An 18,554-nucleotide genomic window follows, 5' to 3' on the forward strand; every position below is an offset into this window, starting at 1 on the left:
GGGCAGGGCATTGCAAGGCAGGCAGTGCCTCTGTGGCTCGGTCCCGTTTGCCCGACCCGCCATGGCACCTGCCCCTGCGGTTCCAGCCAGCTCGATCGTAGCGAGCAGACAACCACGGTCCTGTGTTCCCCTCCCTCCATCCGCCTTGTCCGTTCCCGATTGCGCTTTTGTGCTGCTCGCTGCGCATTGCTTGCCGCTCACCCTTTGCAGCGTGCAACTGATCCCTGTCTTGGCCCTCGATTCTCTTCCAGTCCCGCCCCCCTCGATTTCATCTTTTTTAAAAAAAATTCAACAGGGGTGTTGACTTAGCGTCGGTACCTGCGTAAATTTCGCGGCCTCAGCGAAGCAAACGCAACAAGCGGGTGATTAGCTCAGCCGGGAGAGCATCTGCCTTACAAGCAGAGGGTCGGCGGTTCGATCCCGTCATCACCCACCACTTCACTGAGATTGTTCCTGACCCAGCCGATTCGCAAGATGACGCTATTGAGAGGAACCGGACGCAAGTCCACATGCGCAGCGGTAGTTCAGTCGGTTAGAATACCGGCCTGTCACGCCGGGGGTCGCGGGTTCGAGTCCCGTCCGCTGCGCCACTTTTTATCCAGATGGGTGCTTGCACCGGTCTGAGGCCAGAAGTCCAGGTAGAAGGTTTACCGAAGCTTCCAGGCCAGATCCCAGTTTCAATCGGGCGCAAGCCTGAGCGATACGCAGCGGTAGTTCAGTCGGTTAGAATACCGGCCTGTCACGCCGGGGGTCGCGGGTTCGAGTCCCGTCCGCTGCGCCATATCCGCTTCGAGGTCACTGAACGCCTTGAAGCACAGAAAAAGCGACCTTCGGGTCGCTTTTTTTGTTTCTGCCCGCAGCCACCGCCCGACGGGTGATCAGACTCGCGCTTGACGACGTTCATGGACGAATGGTTTCAGCAGGTGCGCGATGTCATGCACAATACCCGTCCGCCTTGTCCCGGAATCCGTAATGTCTGGAAAACCGCTCTTCAGTACGCTTGGGTTGGCTTTGCTGCTGGCAGGCCTGGCAGGCTGCGCCTCGAAAAAATCCGCCATCTACGAACATGAGCATTTCGACGACTCGGGCACCTTTTCGCGTGCCTTCTCGGTCAACGAGGCCAGCTCCTGCGAAGCGGCACGGCGGGCACTGCTGAGCCAGGGCTACATCATCACCAGCAGCAACGCCAACCAGGTCGCCGGCAACAAGAGCTTCCAGCAGAACAGCGAGAACCACCTGCAGATCAGCTTCAACATCACCTGTGCGCCGGACAGCGGCGACACCGGGGGCTCCACCCTGTTCGCCAATGCCCTGCAGGATCGCTACAGCCTGAAGAAGTCCAATACCTCGGCCAGCCTCGGGGTGGGGGTGCTGGGGTCGGTCTCGATGCCAATCGGCTCGAGCGACGACTCGATGGTCAAGGTGGCCAGCGAGACCGTCACCGCGCCGCAGTTCTACGAGCGCTACTTCGCCCTGGTGGAAAGCTACCTGCCCAAGCCGCGCAAGGCCGTCGCCAAGACGGCGCCCGACAAGCCGTCTGCGCCAGCGCCGTCGCTCGGCCTGCCAGGCTCGAACCCAAGCCTGAACCCAGGTGCGACCTCTCTGGCGCCTGAACCCTCGACGTCCGTCCCCCCGATCACGCCCGTCGAGGCGCCTCAGGCCAGCGCCACGCCGTCCACGCCCAGCGAGACCGGCACGGCGCCTGTCGAGGCACCTGCCGTCGATTCGAGCACGCAGGCCGTTCAGGGCACGCCAGAGACCCCAGGCGCCGCGCCAGCCGCGTCCGACACCTCGAGCACTCAACCCGTGTCCATGCCTGCGCAAGAAGACCCGCAGGGATCGCAACCGATGGCGCCACCTGCCGACGCCGCGCCGATTCACGTCGAGGTTCAGGAGCCGGAGGTTCCAGCGACGGTGCCCCTGGCGTCCCCTCCAGTCGATACGAGCGCGCCGTCTTCCTGAAAGGGTCTGATACAGGCAAGCCAGACAGCCTGTCGAACCTCTGCGCTTTTCATCGCTCCTAACACTGTCACGGCTTTTTCATCATCGCGTTGTAGCGTGATGTTATGAAGCCGACGTGTGAAACGATCAGGAGCCAGACCCATGGATGATTATCAGGAAGAGTTGCTCGAGTCCCGCGCTGTCGAATGGGACACCGCCGAACTGGCCGAAGACGCCACCGAGCTCTAGGCGGTGGGCGTCGCACACCGCAGCTGGCGACGGTAGTCGCCCGGTGTGTGGCCGGTCCAGCGCTTGAACGCACGCTGGAACGCCTCGGCCGAGGCGAACCCCAGCAGGTAGGCGATTTCGCCAAAGCTCGACGTGGTGTCGCGGATGTAGGCTTCGGCCAGATCGCGCCGTGTGTCGTTCAGCAGTGCGCGAAATCGAGTGCCCTCGCTGGCCAGCCGACGCCGTACGGTCCAGGCCGGCAGCTGCAGGTGCCGGGCGACGGTCTCCAGGTCCGGCTCTCGCCCACCGCTGAGCAAGGGCCCGAGGCAGCGGATGACGTGCTCCGACACACTGCGCAGGCGCGTGCGCTGTTCGAGTTCAGCCTCGCACAGCTGCACCAGGTGCTGCCACGTGCCCGGGCAATGCCAGGCATTGGGCAGGTCCAGCAGCGCCTGGCTCAGGTGCAGCCGATTGCCGGGCGCGGCGAAGCGCACGTTCGAGCTGCACAGGTCCGCGTAATGCGCAGCGTAGCCTGGCGCCTCGAAAGCGATTTCCAGCCGATCGGCCTGCACAGGTACCGTCACCAGGCCACTGAGCTGCGCCAGCCAGCCGCTCAGGACCGAATCGACCACGAACCGGTTGTAGTCGTTGTACGGGTCGATGGCGTAGAAGCACAACCAGGCGCCCTGTGCATCGGGCTGGTAGGACGACTGCCCGCGGTAGTTGACGGCGTACAACGGTTCGAAGCGCAGCAGGGTGCGGGCAGCCTCGCCCAGGGTCGGCGCCTGGGCCGCCGCCATGCCCGCCAGACCGGCCTGGGGCAGGCGGCTCAGCCGACCCATGTGCAGGCCCAGGGCGGGCTCACCGCTCAGTGAGAGGGCGGCATGCCCCAGGTGCATGTAGCGAGGGATCGACAGCCGCGCGCCGGGCTGTGCCAGACGCGCGTCGCTCACGCCATAGCGCTGCAGCAAGGCCTTGGCATCGTGCCCCCGCTGCGTCAAGGCCTCGGCCAGGGGCAAGGTGAAGGCGACCGACAGGTCGCCCAGACGCACCCGTGGGGTCGGCATGCGCTACAGCCAGACGTTCAGCAGACGCGCGCCAGCGTGCGGCGGGCCGCTGAGCAGCTGGTCGCCAACCCCGGCGAAGCCTTGCCCATCGCTGCCCATCTCCCAGAACTGCCCGCGCAGAAAGACCGTCATGCGCGTCGTCTGGTGGGCGGGTACGCCGAGCAGTGTCTGCCAGGCGGCCTGCTCGCTGACCGTGCCGGGCTGCACGGGCAGCTGGGCACTCAGCGGCTGATGCCGGTTGCCACGCCAGGGGGCCATCCAGCGGTTGCGCCCGCCGAGAAAGGCAGGGTTGGCGACCAGGTCGACCGACTGCGCGGCGAGTTGCCGATGATTCTGAGGGTACCAGCTGTCGCTACCGACCAGGATGCCCAAGGTGCCTGCCGGTGTGGCGAAGGTGTGCAGCGGTGCCTGGTGTTCACCCTGGATGAAGCGCCGCACTTCGCCATCGGGAAAGCGCTGGCGTTGCGGCTGCCCCAGCACCGCCCCCGTGGCATCGAACACCACGCTGCAGTTGAACAGGGCGCCCGTGCCGGGGTACAGCGTCCCCTGTTCGGCGTAGGGGGCCGGCAGCACGATCGAGCCGGCCACCAGGGTCACGCCGAACTCCTTGGCCAGCCCACCGAACAAGGCCTGATAATCGGCCGCCATCTGTCCGGCCTTCATGCGCAGGTGCGCATCGCCCCGGCGGTCCTCGCCTTCGGCCATCAGCACGGCCAGGCCGTAGCGCACGGGGTTGCTGATTTCGAGCCACTGCAGGGCTTCACGGCGCCGAGGCACCTGGTACAGCTCGTTCTTCTCGCCGCGCGCCCACAGCCACGTACCCACGTGTTCCGGCAAGACCACCACGGTCTTGGGCGTCAGCATGCCCAGTGCCCGGGCGTGTTCGAGGTAGGCGGCCAGCTTGCGGTGCAGGCGTTGCAGGTTCTGGTAGTCGACCGGGTAGAGCAGCGGCTCGATCCCCAGCAGATTGCCCCGTTCACTGGGGGTGCCATGATCGAGGGCGACGGTGATGCGCAGGTCGGACAGGTAATGACCTTCCGGACGCTGCAGTGTCCAGACGCCGTAACTGCCCAGGGCGAGGAAGAGTGTCAGTACGAACGCACCGACCAGGAATTTACGCATGTGCACGTCACTGAAAGAAGCGATGCCGTACCCCGCTCGTTGCCAACCGATCGGCCTTCGAGGTCGATGACGGACGGCAGGACGCGCGCAGGTCAGCCTGGTGGCTCACCATACCATTGCACAAGGGGTCGGGTCATGCCTCTGCCTGCCGTGCGCGTCACGAACGCATCGGCATCAATCGGCCCAGGGCCAGGTCGAGACAAGGGTGCGCTCGTCAAGGCACGGCTGACGGCGTGCAGGCAGGGTCAGTCGCGTGCAGGGACGAGCGGCGCAGCGAAGCCGCCGGTCAGGAGCTGCCGCGGGTCGGCAACGGCCAGTTGATCGCCGATCAGCGTATTGAAATCCTGCATGGACCAGGGCTTGGGCAGGAAGTCGACATTCGGAGGGAGCGGGGACGCCAGCTTGTTGTGGTAGCCGCTCATGACCACGATGTTCAGGCCAGGCGTCTGTTGTCGAGCCAGGCATGCGAGTTCGAGCCCGTCGAGCTTGCCAGGGGTGCGCACGTCGGTGAGCAGCAACGCCCAGGTCTGGCGGGTGAGCATGGCTGCGCCTTCATCGGCTGTAGCGACGGCCGTCACGTCGGCGCCCAGGTCTTCCAGGGCCATGACGATGAGTTCTCGAAGACTGGGTTCGTCTTCGATCAGCAACACGGTCGGTGAAGCGTTCATAGTGATCAGTGATTCCATGTTGCATCGAGCGCGGAGCGCTTCTCCCACGAATAACGGCATGCGGACTCCTCGCTTGCTGAAACGGCGTAGCGCCGCGGAGCGCGCTTGCAAACGAGTCAGACACCCGTTGCCGACATTAGATTCCCTGACTCGGCGTTTGGCGACCAACAAAGTTTTCCGATCGGGCCGATAGAGACTGTCGTGCAGGGCCGTGACCCTCAGTCGACGCGTGCCGTGCGGCTTAAGTTGTATCGCCTTTCGTACGGGACGACGATCGGTCGTCGTACACGGGTTTATCGTGCCTTGAAACAGGGGTGCGAGTCGTTCAGAGCATGGGCCGAGACGGTCCTGGAACAGGCCACGCCAGGACCGACGCCGATAATCCCGTGGCGACCGCTGCCGGGCCTCGACAGGCCTGGCGCCGGCTGGAGCGAGACAACAAAAACAACCGCAAAGGGGCTCAGATGGCTACGCAACCGAACGACGAGGCCATGGGCCTTGGGGTGACCGACCCTTCCAACACCGCCGAGGCCCGACAGGACCGCTCGCTCGAAGGCCGCCTCGACGGCTGGGTGTTCGGCGTGACCAGTGTCATCGCCGTGGCGTTCATCCTGTGGGGTTTCCTCAATCAGGCCAACCTCGCCGCCAGCGCCTCCACGGCCCAGTCCTGGGTCATCGTGAACTTCGGCTGGTTCTTCGTGCTCACCTCGACCTTGATCGTGGTCTTCGTGCTGTGGCTGGCCGCCAGCCGATACGGGCGAATCCCGCTCGGTTGCGACGGCGAACCTCCGGAGTTTCGTACCATTTCCTGGGTGGCCATGATGTTCAGCGCCGGCATGGGCATCGGCCTGATGTTCTTCGGCGTGGCCGAGCCGCTCTCGCATTACGTCAACCCGCCACCCGGCACGGTGGCAGGCCAGTCCAACGAGGCGTTGCAGGTGGCGATGGCCACCACGCTGTTCCACTGGACGCTGCACCCCTGGGCCATGTACGCCATCGTCGGGCTGGTGATCGCCTACGGCACCTTCCGCCGTGGCCGTTCGCAGCTGATTTCCGCCGCGTTCCGCCCGCTGATCGGCCGGCATGCCAACGGGCCGGCCGGGCGCATGATCGACATGATGGCCATCTTCGCCACGCTGTTCGGTTCGGCCGCGTCGCTGGGCCTGGGCGCCCTGCAGATCGCCGGTGGGCTCGAGTACAACGGCTGGATCGAGCACCCTGGCAAGCTGTTGCACATCCTGATCATCGCCGGGCTGACGGTGGCCTTCGTGGCGTCGGCGGTCTCCGGCATCGGCAAGGGCATCCAGTGGCTGTCCAACACCAACATGGTGCTGGCCCTGGTCCTGGCGCTGTTCGTGTTCATGGTCGGGCCGACCTTGCTGATGCTCAACCTGCTGCCGACCTCGATCGGCATCTACGTCAAGTTGCTGCCCGAAATGATGGCGCGCACCACCGCCAGCGGCGGCGCGCAGATGGGTGACTGGCTGGCCGGGTGGACGGTGTTCTACTGGGCCTGGTGGGTGTCCTGGACGCCCTTCGTCGGCATGTTCATCGCCCGCATCAGCCGCGGCCGCACCATTCGACAGTTCGTCAGCGGTGTGCTGCTGGTGCCCAGCCTGGTCAGCCTGATCTGGTTCGCCATCTTCGGCGGCGCCAGCATCGATGCGCTGCGCGAGGGCGCCTTCCAGCTCACCAACGGCGCAGTCAACAGCAACCATGCGTTGTACGAGTTGCTGGCCACGTACCCCTGGGCCTCGGCCACCTCGGTGCTGGTGATGATCCTGGTGGCCATCTTCTTCGTCTCGGGGGCCGACGCTGCCTCGCTGGTCATGGGCACGCTGTCCGAGCACGGCACCACCGAACCCTCGCGGCGCACGGTGATCTTCTGGGGCGGGCTGACCGGTACCGTCGCGGCGATCATGCTGGCGATCGGCGATCCGTCCGATCCGGGTGCGGCGCTGACCGGGCTGCAGAACCTCACCATCGTGGTGGCGCTGCCGTTCGTCATCGTGATGGTCCTGCTGTGCCTGGCCCTGTACCGCGACCTGCGCAAGGACCCGATGATGCTGCGGCACCTGCGCGGCAGCGAGCTGATCGAGAAGGCGGTGCTGTACGGCGCAGTGAAGCACGGCGAGGAGTTCCACATCGTGGTCAAGGAAACCAAGGTCACCCCGGCGCCTGCTCCGGTCGAGCCACCAGCGCCACTCTCGGAGCACTGACCGGTACCCTCTCCACGCACACTGTTCGAAATGATCATAAAGTTGTCACTTTCGGTCATTGAGGCGCGTGCGTGGGGTGGGTAATGTCGGCACATGACGACGGGCCCGACCCATAAGGCGCCTGCGTTCCGTGTTCGCCGACTCTGGAGATGCCCGATGGCCGCCGCCCCTTACCCCCACCTGCTGGCCCCGCTGGACCTGGGCTTCACGACCCTGCGCAACCGTACCCTGATGGGCTCCATGCACACCGGGCTCGAGGAGCGCCCGGAGGGTTTCGAGCGCATGGCCGCGTATTTCGCCGAACGGGCCCGCGGCGGTGTGGGCCTGATGGTGACCGGGGGCATCGCGCCGAACGAAGAAGGCGCGGTGTACGCCGGGGCCGCCAAGCTCACCACCGAGCAAGAGGCCGAACGCCACCGTGTGGTGACCGAGGCCGTGCATGAGGCGGGCGGCAAGATCTGCCTGCAGATCCTGCATGCCGGGCGCTACGCCTACAGCCCCAAGCAGGTCGCACCCAGTGCCATCCGTGCGCCGATCAATCCGTTCACGCCCCATGCGCTGGACGAGCAGGGCATCGAGAAACAGATCGCCGATTTCGTTCGCTGCGCCGAGCTGGCGCAGCAGGCCGGTTACGACGGCGTCGAGATCATGGGGTCGGAAGGCTACTTCATCAACCAGTTCCTGGTTGCCCAGACCAACCAGCGCGACGACCGCTGGGGCGGCAGCTATGCCAATCGCATGCGCCTGGCGGTGGAGATCGTGCGCCGCGTGCGTGAAGCGGTCGGCGTGCGCTTCATCCTGATCTTCCGCCTGTCGATGCTCGACCTGGTGCAGCAGGGCAGCGACTGGGACGAAGTGGTGACGCTGGCCAAGGCCATCGAGCAGGCCGGCGCTACCTTGATCAACACCGGCATCGGCTGGCACGAGGCGCGCATTCCGACCATCGCCACCAAGGTCCCGCGCGCGGCGTTCACCCAGGTCACCGCCAAGTTGCGCGGCGAGGTGAGCATCCCCCTGATCACCACCAACCGGATCAACACGCCCGAGGTGGCCGAGGCCGTGCTGGCGGCGGGCGACGCCGACATGGTGTCCATGGCGCGACCGTTTCTGGCCGACCCCGAGTTCGTCAACAAGGCCGCCGCCGGCCTGGCGTCGCGCATCAACACCTGCATCGGCTGCAACCAGGCCTGCCTGGACCACACCTTCGCCGGCAAGCTGACCAGTTGCCTGGTCAACCCGCGGGCTTGTCATGAAACCGAGCTCACCTACGGGCCGGCCCTGGTGCCGCGTCGCATCGCCGTGGTGGGCGCCGGCCCGGCAGGCCTGGCCTGCGCCAGCGTGGCTGCCGAGCGCGGGCATCAGGTGACCTTGTTCGACGCGGCGCCCGAGATCGGCGGCCAGTTCAACGTGGCCAAGCGGGTGCCGGGCAAGGAGGAGTTCGCCGAGACCCTGCGCTATTTCGACCACCGCCTGCGCGACCTTGACGTGCAGGTACGCTTGGGGCAGCGGGTCGACGCCGAGACGCTGCTGGCCGGCGCGTACGACGAGGTGGTCCTGGCCACCGGGATCACCCCCCGCGTACCGGCGATTCCGGGGATCGATCACCCCAAGGTGCTGAGCTACCTGGACGTGCTGCGTGAGCGCCGTCCGGTCGGGCAGCGCGTCGCGGTGATCGGAGCCGGCGGCATCGGGTTCGACACCAGCGAGTACCTGGTGCACGCCGGGCCTGCCACCAGCCTGGACCGCGAGGCGTTCTGGGCCGAGTGGGGCATCGACACCCGGCTCGAAGCCCGTGGCGGGGTAGCGGGCGTGACGCCCCGGCCGGCACCGGCGGCGCGTGAGGTGTACCTGTTGCAGCGCAGCGCATCCAAGGTCGGCGATGGCCTGGGCAAGACCACCGGGTGGATCCACCGGGCCGGTCTGAAGCAGCGCGGGGTGCACATGCTCAACAGCGTGGACTACCTGAAGATCGACGATGCCGGGCTGCACGTGCGCATCGCCGGCGGCGAGCCCCAGGTGCTCGAGGTCGACCACGTGGTGATCTGTGCCGGTCAGGAGCCGCTGCGCGACCTGCACGCAGCGCTGGTCGGCGCCGGGCAGTCGACCCACCTGATCGGTGGCGCGGACGTCGCGGCCGAGCTCGACGCCAAGCGGGCCATCAACCAGGCGTCGAGGTTGGCGGCGACGTTGTGAGTAGCGAGGGCAGGGGATCGCTCGAAGCAGATGGCGGTCGCTTGCTACACTCACGCGCTTTTCGCCCTCTCGATGCGCATGGACACTGACTGCTTCGAACTGCCGCAAGCGCCCCTGCACCCCTTGAACCTGCCCTGGCTCGCCACTGCCGGGGTCCAGGTCGCGGTCTTGCGCCTGGATCTCGTCGATCCGCTGATCACCGGCAACAAGGGCTTCAAGCTGCACCACCACCTGCGCCAGGCGCGCCGTGCCGGGGCACCTGGGTTGCTGAGCCTGGGCGGCGCTCACTCCAATCATCTGCACGCCCTGGCGGCGGCGGGCAAGCGCTTCGGCTTCGCCACCGCCGGCCTGCTGCGTGGCCAGGACCAAGACACCCCGACGGTGCGCGACCTCCAGGCGTTCGGCATGCACCTGCATTGGCTGGGGCATGGCGGCTATCGCGCCCGACACGAGGCTGGCTTCTGGCACCCCTGGCAGGCGCACTATCCCGGTTGGCACTGCATCCCCGAAGGCGGTGGGAGCGCGTTGGGCATGGGCGGCTGCGCGGTGCTGCTGGAGCACGTTCGCGCACAACTGCCCCGGCTGGGTTGGGACGATCATGACGCCTGGTGGCTGGCGGTTGGTACCGGCACCACGCTTGCCGGTCTGGTGCAGGCCGAGCGGGGACGTCACCGGGTGCACGGCGCCTTGGCCGTGCCGGCCCGTTACGGCGTGGCGCGAGACGTTCAGGCGTTGGTGGGGGAGGATGGGTATCGCCTGCACGAGGCCTGCGGGGCCGGGTTCGGCCAGGTCGACCAGGCGTTGCGGCAGTTCATGGACGACTGCGAGCGTGACAGCGGCGTGCCTCTGGAAGGGGTGTACACCGGCAAGGCGTTGCTGGCGTTGCAGCGTGAGGTCCAAGCCGGTGGCTTCGCCCCGGGCACGCGCGTGGTGTTCGTGCACACCGGGGGGTTGCAGGGACGGCGGGGGTATGAGGCGTAGGCGTACGTTTCGAGCATTTGCACCGTTGGTTTTGTGGGCCTGTAGGGCCAGGGCTCTCAACGTCCTTGCCCAACACGAGGTGGACCCCCTCGCTGATCTGGCATGATGGTTCATCCCTCCCTGTGGGAGCGGGCTTGCCCGCGATGCAGGCGGTGATGGGCCGGACGCTATCGCGGGCAAGCCCGCTCCCACAGGATGGATTGCGTGGTTCAGGATTTTGTGGGCCCTGCGGGCCCAATCGCGGCACGGGGGCCGCTCCCACAGGTGACCGCGATTGCCTGTGCCACAGCGGCGGGTGAGCGGCCCCAGCCGGGGCGCCGGACCGGCCGCGATCGGGCCCGCAGGGCCCGTGAAATCCGCCCACCCCATGCATCAGTCAAACCTGTGCCAATGCGGCCCAACGGACCAGCGCCTCCATCACCTGCTACGCAATCCCGCTGCCGCCTGGTTCGGCCAATCCTGCGCCACTAGAAACACACGCTCGGCCTCGACCCAGTGCCCGGCGTCATCCATCACCAGCCGCACCAGCAGGCGTGCTTCGGCATCGGGCGGCAACGCCTCTAGCCAAGCCTCGAACGGCGGCATCGCCGCCAGGTCCGTTGCCTCGACACGAAAAGGCGCCAGCCAGCGCTCGCGTGGCAGCACCTGCCACGCACCGGTGCCCGCCGCCAAACGGTAGGCGGCGAAATCGCCCTGGCGCACCCAATGGCCTTGCAGGTGCGCCGGGTTGCTGCCCGTCGGCGGGCTCGCCTGGCCCGGCCAACGGTAGAACAGGTAACCACCCAGCCACAGGTGCGACCGCGCCGCCCCGATACCCAGGGCCTCCAGCGCCGTACGGCTTTCGGGGCGGGAAGCCATCGGCAGTTGATGCCCGACCAGGTGATCGAGCTTGCTGCCGAGCCGGTCGCGACATCCAGGCCCGAGCCACCGCTGCGCATCGCGGCCGTCCTCGGTCGTCGGTCCCAGGTAGAACTTGATCGCCAGTTCCAGGTGGTGCACACCCTCGCGGTCGCGCAGCAGCAGGTCCAGCTCGCCCAGGGTCTGCCGACCTTGGCGGATGGGCAGGTTGGCCGCCAGCACCTCGACCCCCGGCGCCTGGCGCAGGGCGAACTGCCAGAGCCCTTCGTAGTACACCCCCAGGCGCCGACTGCTGGCCTGCGCCAGCCAGGCCAGCAGCGGTCGGCTATCCTCATCGAGCCGCTTCAGCCAATGGACCAACCCCTCAGGGTCGCGCGCCCAGTCGCTGCCGGCCAGCGGGTGGCGCTGCGAGGCCGGGGCCTCGCGCAGCAGCGCCGGGGCGACGAGCGCCCAGGCCAGGTCGCGGACCACCGGTTGGCGCAAGGCGAGGGGCAGGGCAGCGTGGTGGGCGAAGGGCGTCATGCTGCGAGCATAGCCGGTTTGCCGCTGGCCGGCGCTTTCGACCATAATTCCAGGCACCCGGCGCCTGGCGCCCTTTCACCTGTCGCACAGTCTTGCAGGAGTTCCATGGAGCAGTTTCGCAATATCGGTATCATCGGGCGCCTCGGCAGTTCGCAGGTGCTCGACACCATCCGCCGGCTGAAGACCTTCCTGGTCGAACGCCACCTGCACGTGATCCTCGAAGACACCATCGCCGAAGTGTTGCCCGGCCATGGCCTGCAGACGTCCAGCCGCAAGATGCTCGGCGAGGTCTGCGACCTGGTGATCGTGGTCGGCGGTGACGGCAGCCTGCTCGGCGCCGCCCGTGCCCTGGCCCGCCACAACACACCGGTGCTCGGGATCAACCGCGGCAGCCTGGGCTTTCTGACCGACATCCGCCCGGACGAGCTGGAAGTGAAGGTCGCCGAAGTGCTCGACGGCCACTACCTGGTCGAGAACCGCTTCCTGCTGCAAGCCGAGGCACGCCGCCATGGCGAGGCCATCGGCCAGGGGGATGCGCTCAACGACGTGGTCCTGCACCCCGGCAAGTCGACCCGGATGATCGAGTTCGAGATCTACATCGACGGCCAGTTCGTCTGCAGCCAGAAGGCCGACGGGCTGATCGTCGCCACGCCGACCGGCTCGACCGCCTACGCCCTGTCGGCCGGCGGGCCGATCATGCACCCCAAGCTCGACGCCATCGTCATCGTGCCGATGTACCCGCACACCTTGTCGGGCCGCCCGATCGTGGTCGACGGCAACAGCGAGCTGAAGATCGTCGTCGCCAAGGACATGCAGATCTACCCCCAGGTGTCCTGCGACGGCCAGAACCACTTCACCTGCGCGCCCGGCGACACCATCACGGTCAACAAGAAGTCGCAGAAGCTGCGCCTGATCCACCCGCTGGACCACAACTACTACGAGGTGTGCCGCACCAAGCTGGGCTGGGGCAGCCGTCTGGGCGGCAGGGGCGACTGATGCTCGATCCGGCGCGCGGTTTCGACATCATCGGCGACGTCCATGGCTGTGCCCTGACGCTCGCCCACCTGCTCGACACCCTGGGCTACCAGAAGCGCAGCGGGGTGTGGCGGCATCCACGTCGGCAGGCCCTGTTCCTGGGCGACATCGTCGACCGTGGCCCGCGGATCCGCGAGGCTCTGCACCTGGTGCACGCCATGGTCGAGGCCGGGCAGGCGCACTGCATCATGGGCAACCATGAATACAACGCCCTGGGCTGGGTCACACCTGCGCTGCCGGGCAGCGGCAAGACGTACGTGCGCGAGCACACGCCGCGACACGCCCGCCTGATCGACGACACCTTGAGCCAGTTCGCCCAGCATCCGGGCGAGTGGCAGGCGTTCGTCCAGTGGTTCCAGCAGCTGCCCCTGTTCCTCGACGCAGGCCGCTTCCGCCTGGTGCATGCCTGCTGGGACGCCGCGCTGATCGAGCGACTGCGCACGCAGTACCCCGACGGACGGGTGGACGAGCACTTCATCCAGGCTTCCTCGGTGCCTGGCAGCTTCGCCGCCACGGTGTGCAATCGGTTGCTGCGCGGCACCGACATGCGCCTGCCGGACGGCCTGACGCTGACCGGTGGCGATGGCCTGACCCGTGCCTTCTTCCGCACCAAGTTCTGGGAAGACGACCCGCAGACCTATGGTGACATCGTGTTCCAGCCCGATGCCTTGCCTGACGAGGTGGCCCGCACGCCCTTGGACACCACGCAGAAAAACGCCCTGCTGCGCTACGGCGCGGACGAGCCGCTGCTGTTCGTCGGCCATTACTGGCGCAGTGGCCGGCCGGCGATGATCCGGCCCAACCTGGCCTGCCTGGATTACAGCGCCGTGCTCTACGGCAAGCTGGTGGCCTACCGCCTGGACGCGGAAACCTGCATCGACCCGCGCAAGTTCGTCTGGGTCGATGTCGATCGCCCGCAGGGGACACGGTGAGCGCGGCGCAGGCCTTGCGCCTGCCCCTGGACGTCGACCTGTCCGGCTTCATCGACCTGTTGCGGCGTCTGCAGGTCCCGCACCGGGTCAGCCTGGAGGGCGAGGAGCAGGTGCTCTGGGTGCCCCAGGCCCAGGCCGATGACGTGCGCGGCCTGTACCAGCGGTTTCCCGACGGTCAGGCCGAGGTGCAAGTCCCGCTGACGCTCGAGGCCGAACCCCAGGCGCCGGCGCGGGGCAGTCTGGCCGAGCAGGCACGCGGCACCTGGATGTGCAGCCTGATCCTGATCGTCAGCCTGGTGGTGGCCATCGTTACCGGCCTGGGCGACAACCTGTCGACGATCCGTTGGCTGACGTTCCTCGGGTTCCAGGTGCAGGGCGACTACCTGCAGTTCACCTCGCTGGCGCAGGGGTTGGCCGAAGGGCAGTGGTGGCGGTTGATTTCACCGATCTTCCTGCACTTCGGTTTCCTGCACCTGTCGATGAACGCCCTGTGGTTCTGGGAGCTGGGCCGACGCATCGAGCAGCGTCAGGGGCCATGGGCGCTGCTGGGGCTGACCCTGGTCTTCGGCCTGGTGTCGAACCTGGCGCAGCACCTGGCCAGCGGCCCTACGCTGTTCGGTGGCCTGTCGGGCGTGCTGTTCGGGTTGCTCGGCTACCTCTGGCTGTTCCAGCGCCTGGCGCCGAACGACGCGTTCCGCCTGCCGCGTGGCACCTTGGCGAGCATGCTGATCTGGCTGCTGGTGTGCCTGTCCGGGGTGATCAGTGCCCTGGGCCTGGGCGCCATCGCCAATGCCGCCCACGTCGGCGGGCTGCTGGTCGGTTGCCTGGTCGGGCTCTTGGGCGGGGCGCTGGCTCGGCGTAGACTGTCGCACTGACTCAGGCTTTCTGGAGACGCCATGTCCACCTTTGCGCAAATGATCGAAAACATCACCCCGGAAATCTACGAAAGCCTGAAGACGGCCGTGGAGCTGGGCAAATGGTCCGATGGCCGGCGCCTGACCCAGGAGCAGAAAGAGCTGTCGATGCAGGCGCTGATCGCCTGGGAGCTGCAGAACCTGCCCGAGGACCAGCGCACCGGCTACATGGGCGTCCAGGAGTGCGCGTCGAAGTCCGCGCCCATCCCCAACATCCTGTTCAAGTCGGACTCGGTACATTGATCGAACTCGCTCGTGGCTCGTTGAGCAAGATGACGGTGCGCCTCGACGCGCCCGTCGTGCAGTACCATTTTCGCCTGGGCGAGCAGGAGATCGCGGTCAACCCGCTGATCGGGCAACGGTTGCGCCTGGAGTACCTGGGCGCCATCCACTGCACCCATTGCGGGCGGCGGACCAAGACCAGCTTCAGCCAAGGCTACTGCTACCCGTGCATGACCCAGCTGGCGCAGTGCGATGTCTGCATCATGGCGCCGGAGCGTTGCCATTACGACGCCGGTACCTGCCGCGACCCGTCCTGGGGCGAGCGGTTCTGCATGACCGACCACGTGGTGTACCTGGCCAATTCCTCCGGCATCAAGGTCGGCATCACCCGCGCCACCCAATTGCCGACCCGCTGGCTCGACCAGGGGGCCAGCCAGGCGCTGCCGATCCTGCGCGTGGCCACCCGTCAGCAGTCGGGCCTGGTCGAAGACCTGCTGCGCACCCAGGTGTCGGACCGTACCAACTGGCGCGCGCTGCTCAAGGGCGAGGCCGAGGTGCTCGACCTGCCGGCCATTCGCGACCAGTTGCTCGCCACCTGCAGCGAAGGCCTGCGCGCCTTGCAGGACCGGTTCGGCCTGCAGGCCATCCAGCCGCTGCAAGACGCCGAGGTAGTGCAGATGCGGTACCCGGTCGAGGCCTACCCGACCAAGGTGGTCAGCTTCAACCTGGACAAGAACCCGGTGGTCGAAGGCACGCTGAAGGGCATCAAGGGCCAGTACCTGATCTTCGACACCGGTGTGATCAACATTCGCAAGTACACGGCCTACCAGCTGGCCGTGCTTCAGTAAAAGGACCGCCGCATGCCTACCGCACAACCGCACGTGATCTACCTCAAGGACTACCAGGCGCCCGACTACCTGATCGACGAGACGCACCTGACCTTCGAGCTGTTCGAAGACCACAGCCTGGTGCACGCGCAACTGGTCCTGCGCCGCAACCCGGCACGCGGGGCCGGGCTGCCGCCGCTGGTCCTGGACGGCCAGCAGCTGGAACTGCTGTCGGTGCAGCTCGACGATCGTCTGCTGGAGGCCGGCGAGTACCAGGTAGACGCCGACAGCCTGACCCTGCAACCGCGCGCCGAACGGTTCGTGCTCGACACCAGCGTGAAGATCCACCCGGAAACCAACACCGCGCTCGAAGGCCTGTACAAATCCGGCACGATGTTCTGCACCCAGTGCGAGGCCGAAGGCTTTCGCAAGATCACCTACTACCTCGATCGCCCGGATGTGATGAGCCGTTTCACCACCACGGTGATCGCCGAGCAGCAGCGTTACCCCATCCTGCTGTCCAACGGCAACCCGGTCGGTCATGGCCCGGCCGAGGACGGTCGTCACTGGGCGACCTGGGAAGACCCGTTCGTCAAGCCAGCCTACCTGTTCGCCCTGGTCGCCGGTGACCTCTGGTGCGTGGAGGACACCTTCACCCGCCAGTCTGGGCGCGACGTGGCCCTGCGCATCTATGTCGAGCCGGAGAACATCGACAAGTGCGACCACGCCATGGTCAGCCTGAAGAAGTCGATGCGCTGGGACGAGGAGGTGTATGGCCGCGAGTACGACCTGGACATCTTCATGATCGTCGCGGTCAACGACTTCAACATGGGCGCCATGGAAAACAAGGGCCTGAACATCTTCAACTCCAGCTGTGTGCTGGCCCGTGCCGAAACCGCCACCGATGCCGCCCACCAGCGGGTCGAGGCCGTGGTCGCGCACGAGTACTTCCACAACTGGTCGGGCAACCGCGTCACCTGCCGCGACTGGTTCCAGCTGTCGCTCAAGGAAGGCTTCACGGTGTTCCGCGACGCCGAGTTCAGCGCCGACATGAACTCGCGCACGGTCAAGCGCATCGAGGACGTCGCCTACCTGCGCACCCACCAGTTCGCCGAGGATGCCGGCCCCATGGCCCACCCGGTGCGCCCGGACAGCTTCATCGAGATCTCCAACTTCTACACCCTGACGGTGTACGAGAAGGGCGCCGAAGTCGTGCGCATGGTCAGCACGCTGCTGGGCGCCGAAGGCTTCCGCAAGGGCAGCGACCTGTACTTCGAGCGTCACGATGGGCAGGCGGTGACCTGCGACGACTTCATCCAGGCCATGCAGGACGCCAACGGGGTCGACCTGACCCAGTTCAAGCGCTGGTACACCCAGGCCGGCACACCGCGCCTGGACGTCAGCGAGCACTACGACGCGGCGACCCAGCGCTACAGCCTGACCTTCCGCCAAGGCTACCCGCAGACGCCTGACAAGGCCGAGAAGCAGCCTTTCGTGATCCCGGTCGAGCTGGGCCTGCTGGATGCCGAGGGCCGTGACCTGCCACTGCGTTTGGTGGGCGAGCCCGAAGCGGTGCATGGCAGCCGCGTGCTGTCGGTGACCGAGGCCGAGCAGACCTTCACCTTCGAAGGCCTGGCGGCCAGGCCGCTGCCGTCGCTGCTGCGCGGCTTCAGCGCGCCGGTCAAGCTGAGCTTCCCGTACGATCGCGACCAGCTGATGTTCCTGATGCAGTACGACAGCGATGGGTTCAACCGCTGGGAGGCGGGGCAGCAGCTGTCGGTGCAGGTCTTGCAGGAACTGATCGGGCAGCATCAGCGTGGTGAAGCGCTGGCACTCGACCCGCGCCTGATTACCGCACTGGGCACCGTGCTCGGCAACACATCGCTGGACCCGGCCATGGTCGCCGAGATGCTGTCGCTGCCGGGCGAGGCCTACCTCACCGAGATCAGCCAGGTGGCCGACGTGGACGCCATTCACGCAGCCCGCGAGTTCGCCCGCCAGCAGATCGCCACGCAGCTGTTCGACGCCCTGTGGACGCGCTACCAGGCCAACCGCGAGGTGTCGCGCGTCACCGCGTACGTGGCGTCCGCCGAGCATTTCGCTCGTCGCAGCCTGCAGAACATCGCGTTGTCCTACCTGATGCTCAGCGGCAAGCCGCAGGTGCTGGAAGCGACGCTGGAGCAGTTCGACCAGTGCGACAACATGACCGAGCGCCTCACCGCCCTGGCCGTGCTGGTCAACTCGCCCTTCGAGACAGAGCGGGCCAAGGCGCTGGGCAGCTTCGCCGAGCACTTCAAGGACAACCCCCTGGTCATGGACCAATGGTTCAGCGTCCAGGCGGCGAGCACGCAGCCTGGCGGCCTGGCGCGGGTCAAGGCGTTGATGCAGCACCCGGCCTTCACCTTGAAGAACCCCAACAAGGTGCGGGCACTGATCGGCGCCTTCGCCGGGCAGAACCTGGTCAACTTCCATGCGGTCGATGGCTCGGGCTATCGCTTCCTGGCCGATCTGGTGATCGAGCTGAACGCCCTCAACCCGCAGATCGCCTCGCGGCTGCTGGCCCCGCTGACCCGCTGGCGCAAGTATGGCGAGCAGCGTCAGGTGCTTATGAAGGGTGAACTGGAGCGGATTCTCGCCTCCGGCGCGCTGTCCAGCGATGTGTACGAGGTGGTGAGCAAGAGCTTGGCATAGGGGCTGTTTGCCTATTCGCGGATGTTTTGCAGGCTCTGCGGGGCTTGCCAGCGACACGGCCAGGCCGCGCGCTGCCTGCCTCGCGGGCAGGCCCGTTTTCACGGGCTGGGCGGTGCGGCCCAGGTTTGCCTGAT

Annotated in this window: 14 protein-coding genes and 3 tRNA genes; 13 read left to right on the top strand and 4 right to left on the bottom strand. The window is 66.7% G+C overall.

Going from position 1 to position 18,554, the window contains the following annotated elements; genetic code table 11:
• Positions 1-360 precede the first annotated feature (360 nt).
• The 4 genes from G7Z99_RS01770 to G7Z99_RS01785 all read left to right on the top strand — a co-directional run bounded on the left by G7Z99_RS01770 (position 361) and on the right by G7Z99_RS01785 (position 1,962).
• Positions 361-436, top strand: a tRNA-Val gene (locus tag G7Z99_RS01770).
• Positions 437-513: 77 nt separating this feature from the next.
• Positions 514-590, top strand: a tRNA-Asp gene (locus G7Z99_RS01775).
• Positions 591-704: 114 nt separating this feature from the next.
• Positions 705-781, top strand: a tRNA-Asp gene (locus G7Z99_RS01780).
• 191 nt (positions 782-972) lie between these two features.
• On the top strand, positions 973-1,962 hold the full coding sequence (locus G7Z99_RS01785; RefSeq protein WP_181091485.1) for a DUF2242 domain-containing protein: 990 nt from the start codon (positions 973-975) through the stop codon (positions 1,960-1,962).
• Between the two features lie 224 nt (positions 1,963-2,186).
• Here G7Z99_RS01785 and G7Z99_RS01790 read toward each other — a convergent pair whose 3' ends face one another.
• From G7Z99_RS01790 to G7Z99_RS01800, 3 genes are all read right to left on the bottom strand, one after another.
• The gene (locus G7Z99_RS01790) at positions 2,187-3,236 is read right to left on the bottom strand and encodes an AraC family transcriptional regulator (RefSeq protein ID WP_181091486.1); all 1,050 of its coding nucleotides are present in this window, start codon (positions 3,234-3,236) and stop codon (positions 2,187-2,189) included.
• A 3-nt stretch (positions 3,237-3,239) separates the two neighbouring features.
• The gene (locus G7Z99_RS01795; protein WP_181091488.1) at positions 3,240-4,358 is read right to left on the bottom strand and encodes a nitrilase-related carbon-nitrogen hydrolase; all 1,119 of its coding nucleotides are present in this window, start codon (positions 4,356-4,358) and stop codon (positions 3,240-3,242) included.
• 245 nt (positions 4,359-4,603) lie between these two features.
• Entirely contained in the window at positions 4,604-5,044 is a 441-nt protein-coding gene (locus G7Z99_RS01800; RefSeq protein ID WP_181091490.1) for a response regulator, read from the bottom strand.
• Between the two features lie 446 nt (positions 5,045-5,490).
• Between G7Z99_RS01800 and G7Z99_RS01805 the strand changes: the two genes are divergently transcribed.
• From G7Z99_RS01805 to G7Z99_RS01815, 3 genes are all read left to right on the top strand, one after another.
• Positions 5,491-7,245 carry a BCCT family transporter gene (locus G7Z99_RS01805; RefSeq protein ID WP_181091492.1) on the top strand — a complete coding sequence of 585 codons (1,755 nt, stop codon included), beginning with the start codon at positions 5,491-5,493 and terminating at the stop codon, positions 7,243-7,245.
• Positions 7,246-7,401: 156 nt separating this feature from the next.
• The gene (locus G7Z99_RS01810) at positions 7,402-9,438 is read left to right on the top strand and encodes an NADPH-dependent 2,4-dienoyl-CoA reductase (RefSeq protein WP_181091494.1); all 2,037 of its coding nucleotides are present in this window, start codon (positions 7,402-7,404) and stop codon (positions 9,436-9,438) included.
• A 78-nt stretch (positions 9,439-9,516) separates the two neighbouring features.
• Positions 9,517-10,419 carry a 1-aminocyclopropane-1-carboxylate deaminase/D-cysteine desulfhydrase gene (locus G7Z99_RS01815; protein ID WP_181091496.1) on the top strand — a complete coding sequence of 301 codons (903 nt, stop codon included), beginning with the start codon at positions 9,517-9,519 and terminating at the stop codon, positions 10,417-10,419.
• Positions 10,420-10,836: 417 nt separating this feature from the next.
• On the opposite strand, the gene G7Z99_RS01820 is transcribed toward G7Z99_RS01815, so the two are convergent.
• The gene (locus tag G7Z99_RS01820; RefSeq protein WP_181091498.1) at positions 10,837-11,844 is read right to left on the bottom strand and encodes a DUF1853 family protein; all 1,008 of its coding nucleotides are present in this window, start codon (positions 11,842-11,844) and stop codon (positions 10,837-10,839) included.
• A gap of 60 nt (positions 11,845-11,904) precedes the next feature.
• Between G7Z99_RS01820 and G7Z99_RS01825 the strand changes: the two genes are divergently transcribed.
• Genes G7Z99_RS01825 through pepN form a run of 6 tightly spaced genes read left to right on the top strand, consistent with a single transcriptional unit; the run spans position 11,905 to position 18,420 of the window.
• Positions 11,905-12,795 (top strand): NAD(+) kinase, encoded by an 891-nt coding sequence (locus G7Z99_RS01825; protein ID WP_060394461.1) that lies wholly within the window; start codon positions 11,905-11,907, stop codon positions 12,793-12,795.
• Positions 12,795-13,766 carry a metallophosphoesterase gene (locus tag G7Z99_RS01830; protein WP_181091500.1) on the top strand — a complete coding sequence of 324 codons (972 nt, stop codon included), beginning with the start codon at positions 12,795-12,797 and terminating at the stop codon, positions 13,764-13,766. The genes G7Z99_RS01825 and G7Z99_RS01830 overlap by 1 nt, the downstream gene beginning before the upstream one ends.
• Positions 13,763-14,641: a rhomboid family intramembrane serine protease gene (locus G7Z99_RS01835; protein ID WP_181091502.1), complete on the top strand. Its 879-nt coding sequence runs from the start codon at positions 13,763-13,765 to the stop codon at positions 14,639-14,641. The genes G7Z99_RS01830 and G7Z99_RS01835 overlap by 4 nt, the downstream gene beginning before the upstream one ends.
• 21 nt (positions 14,642-14,662) lie before the next feature.
• Positions 14,663-14,923, top strand: a complete 261-nt coding sequence (locus G7Z99_RS01840) for a YeaC family protein (protein WP_181091504.1) — start codon at positions 14,663-14,665, stop codon at positions 14,921-14,923.
• Positions 14,920-15,750 carry a DUF2797 domain-containing protein gene (locus G7Z99_RS01845; RefSeq protein ID WP_181091506.1) on the top strand — a complete coding sequence of 277 codons (831 nt, stop codon included), beginning with the start codon at positions 14,920-14,922 and terminating at the stop codon, positions 15,748-15,750. The genes G7Z99_RS01840 and G7Z99_RS01845 overlap by 4 nt, the downstream gene beginning before the upstream one ends.
• Before the next feature lie 12 nt (positions 15,751-15,762).
• Positions 15,763-18,420 (top strand): aminopeptidase N, encoded by a 2,658-nt coding sequence (pepN, locus tag G7Z99_RS01850; RefSeq protein ID WP_181091508.1) that lies wholly within the window; start codon positions 15,763-15,765, stop codon positions 18,418-18,420.
• Positions 18,421-18,554: the final 134 nt, after the last annotated feature.

The sequence above is a fragment of the Pseudomonas entomophila genome, assembly GCF_013523165.1.
GTDB classification, from domain to species: Bacteria; Pseudomonadota; Gammaproteobacteria; order Pseudomonadales; family Pseudomonadaceae; genus Aquipseudomonas; species Aquipseudomonas entomophila_A.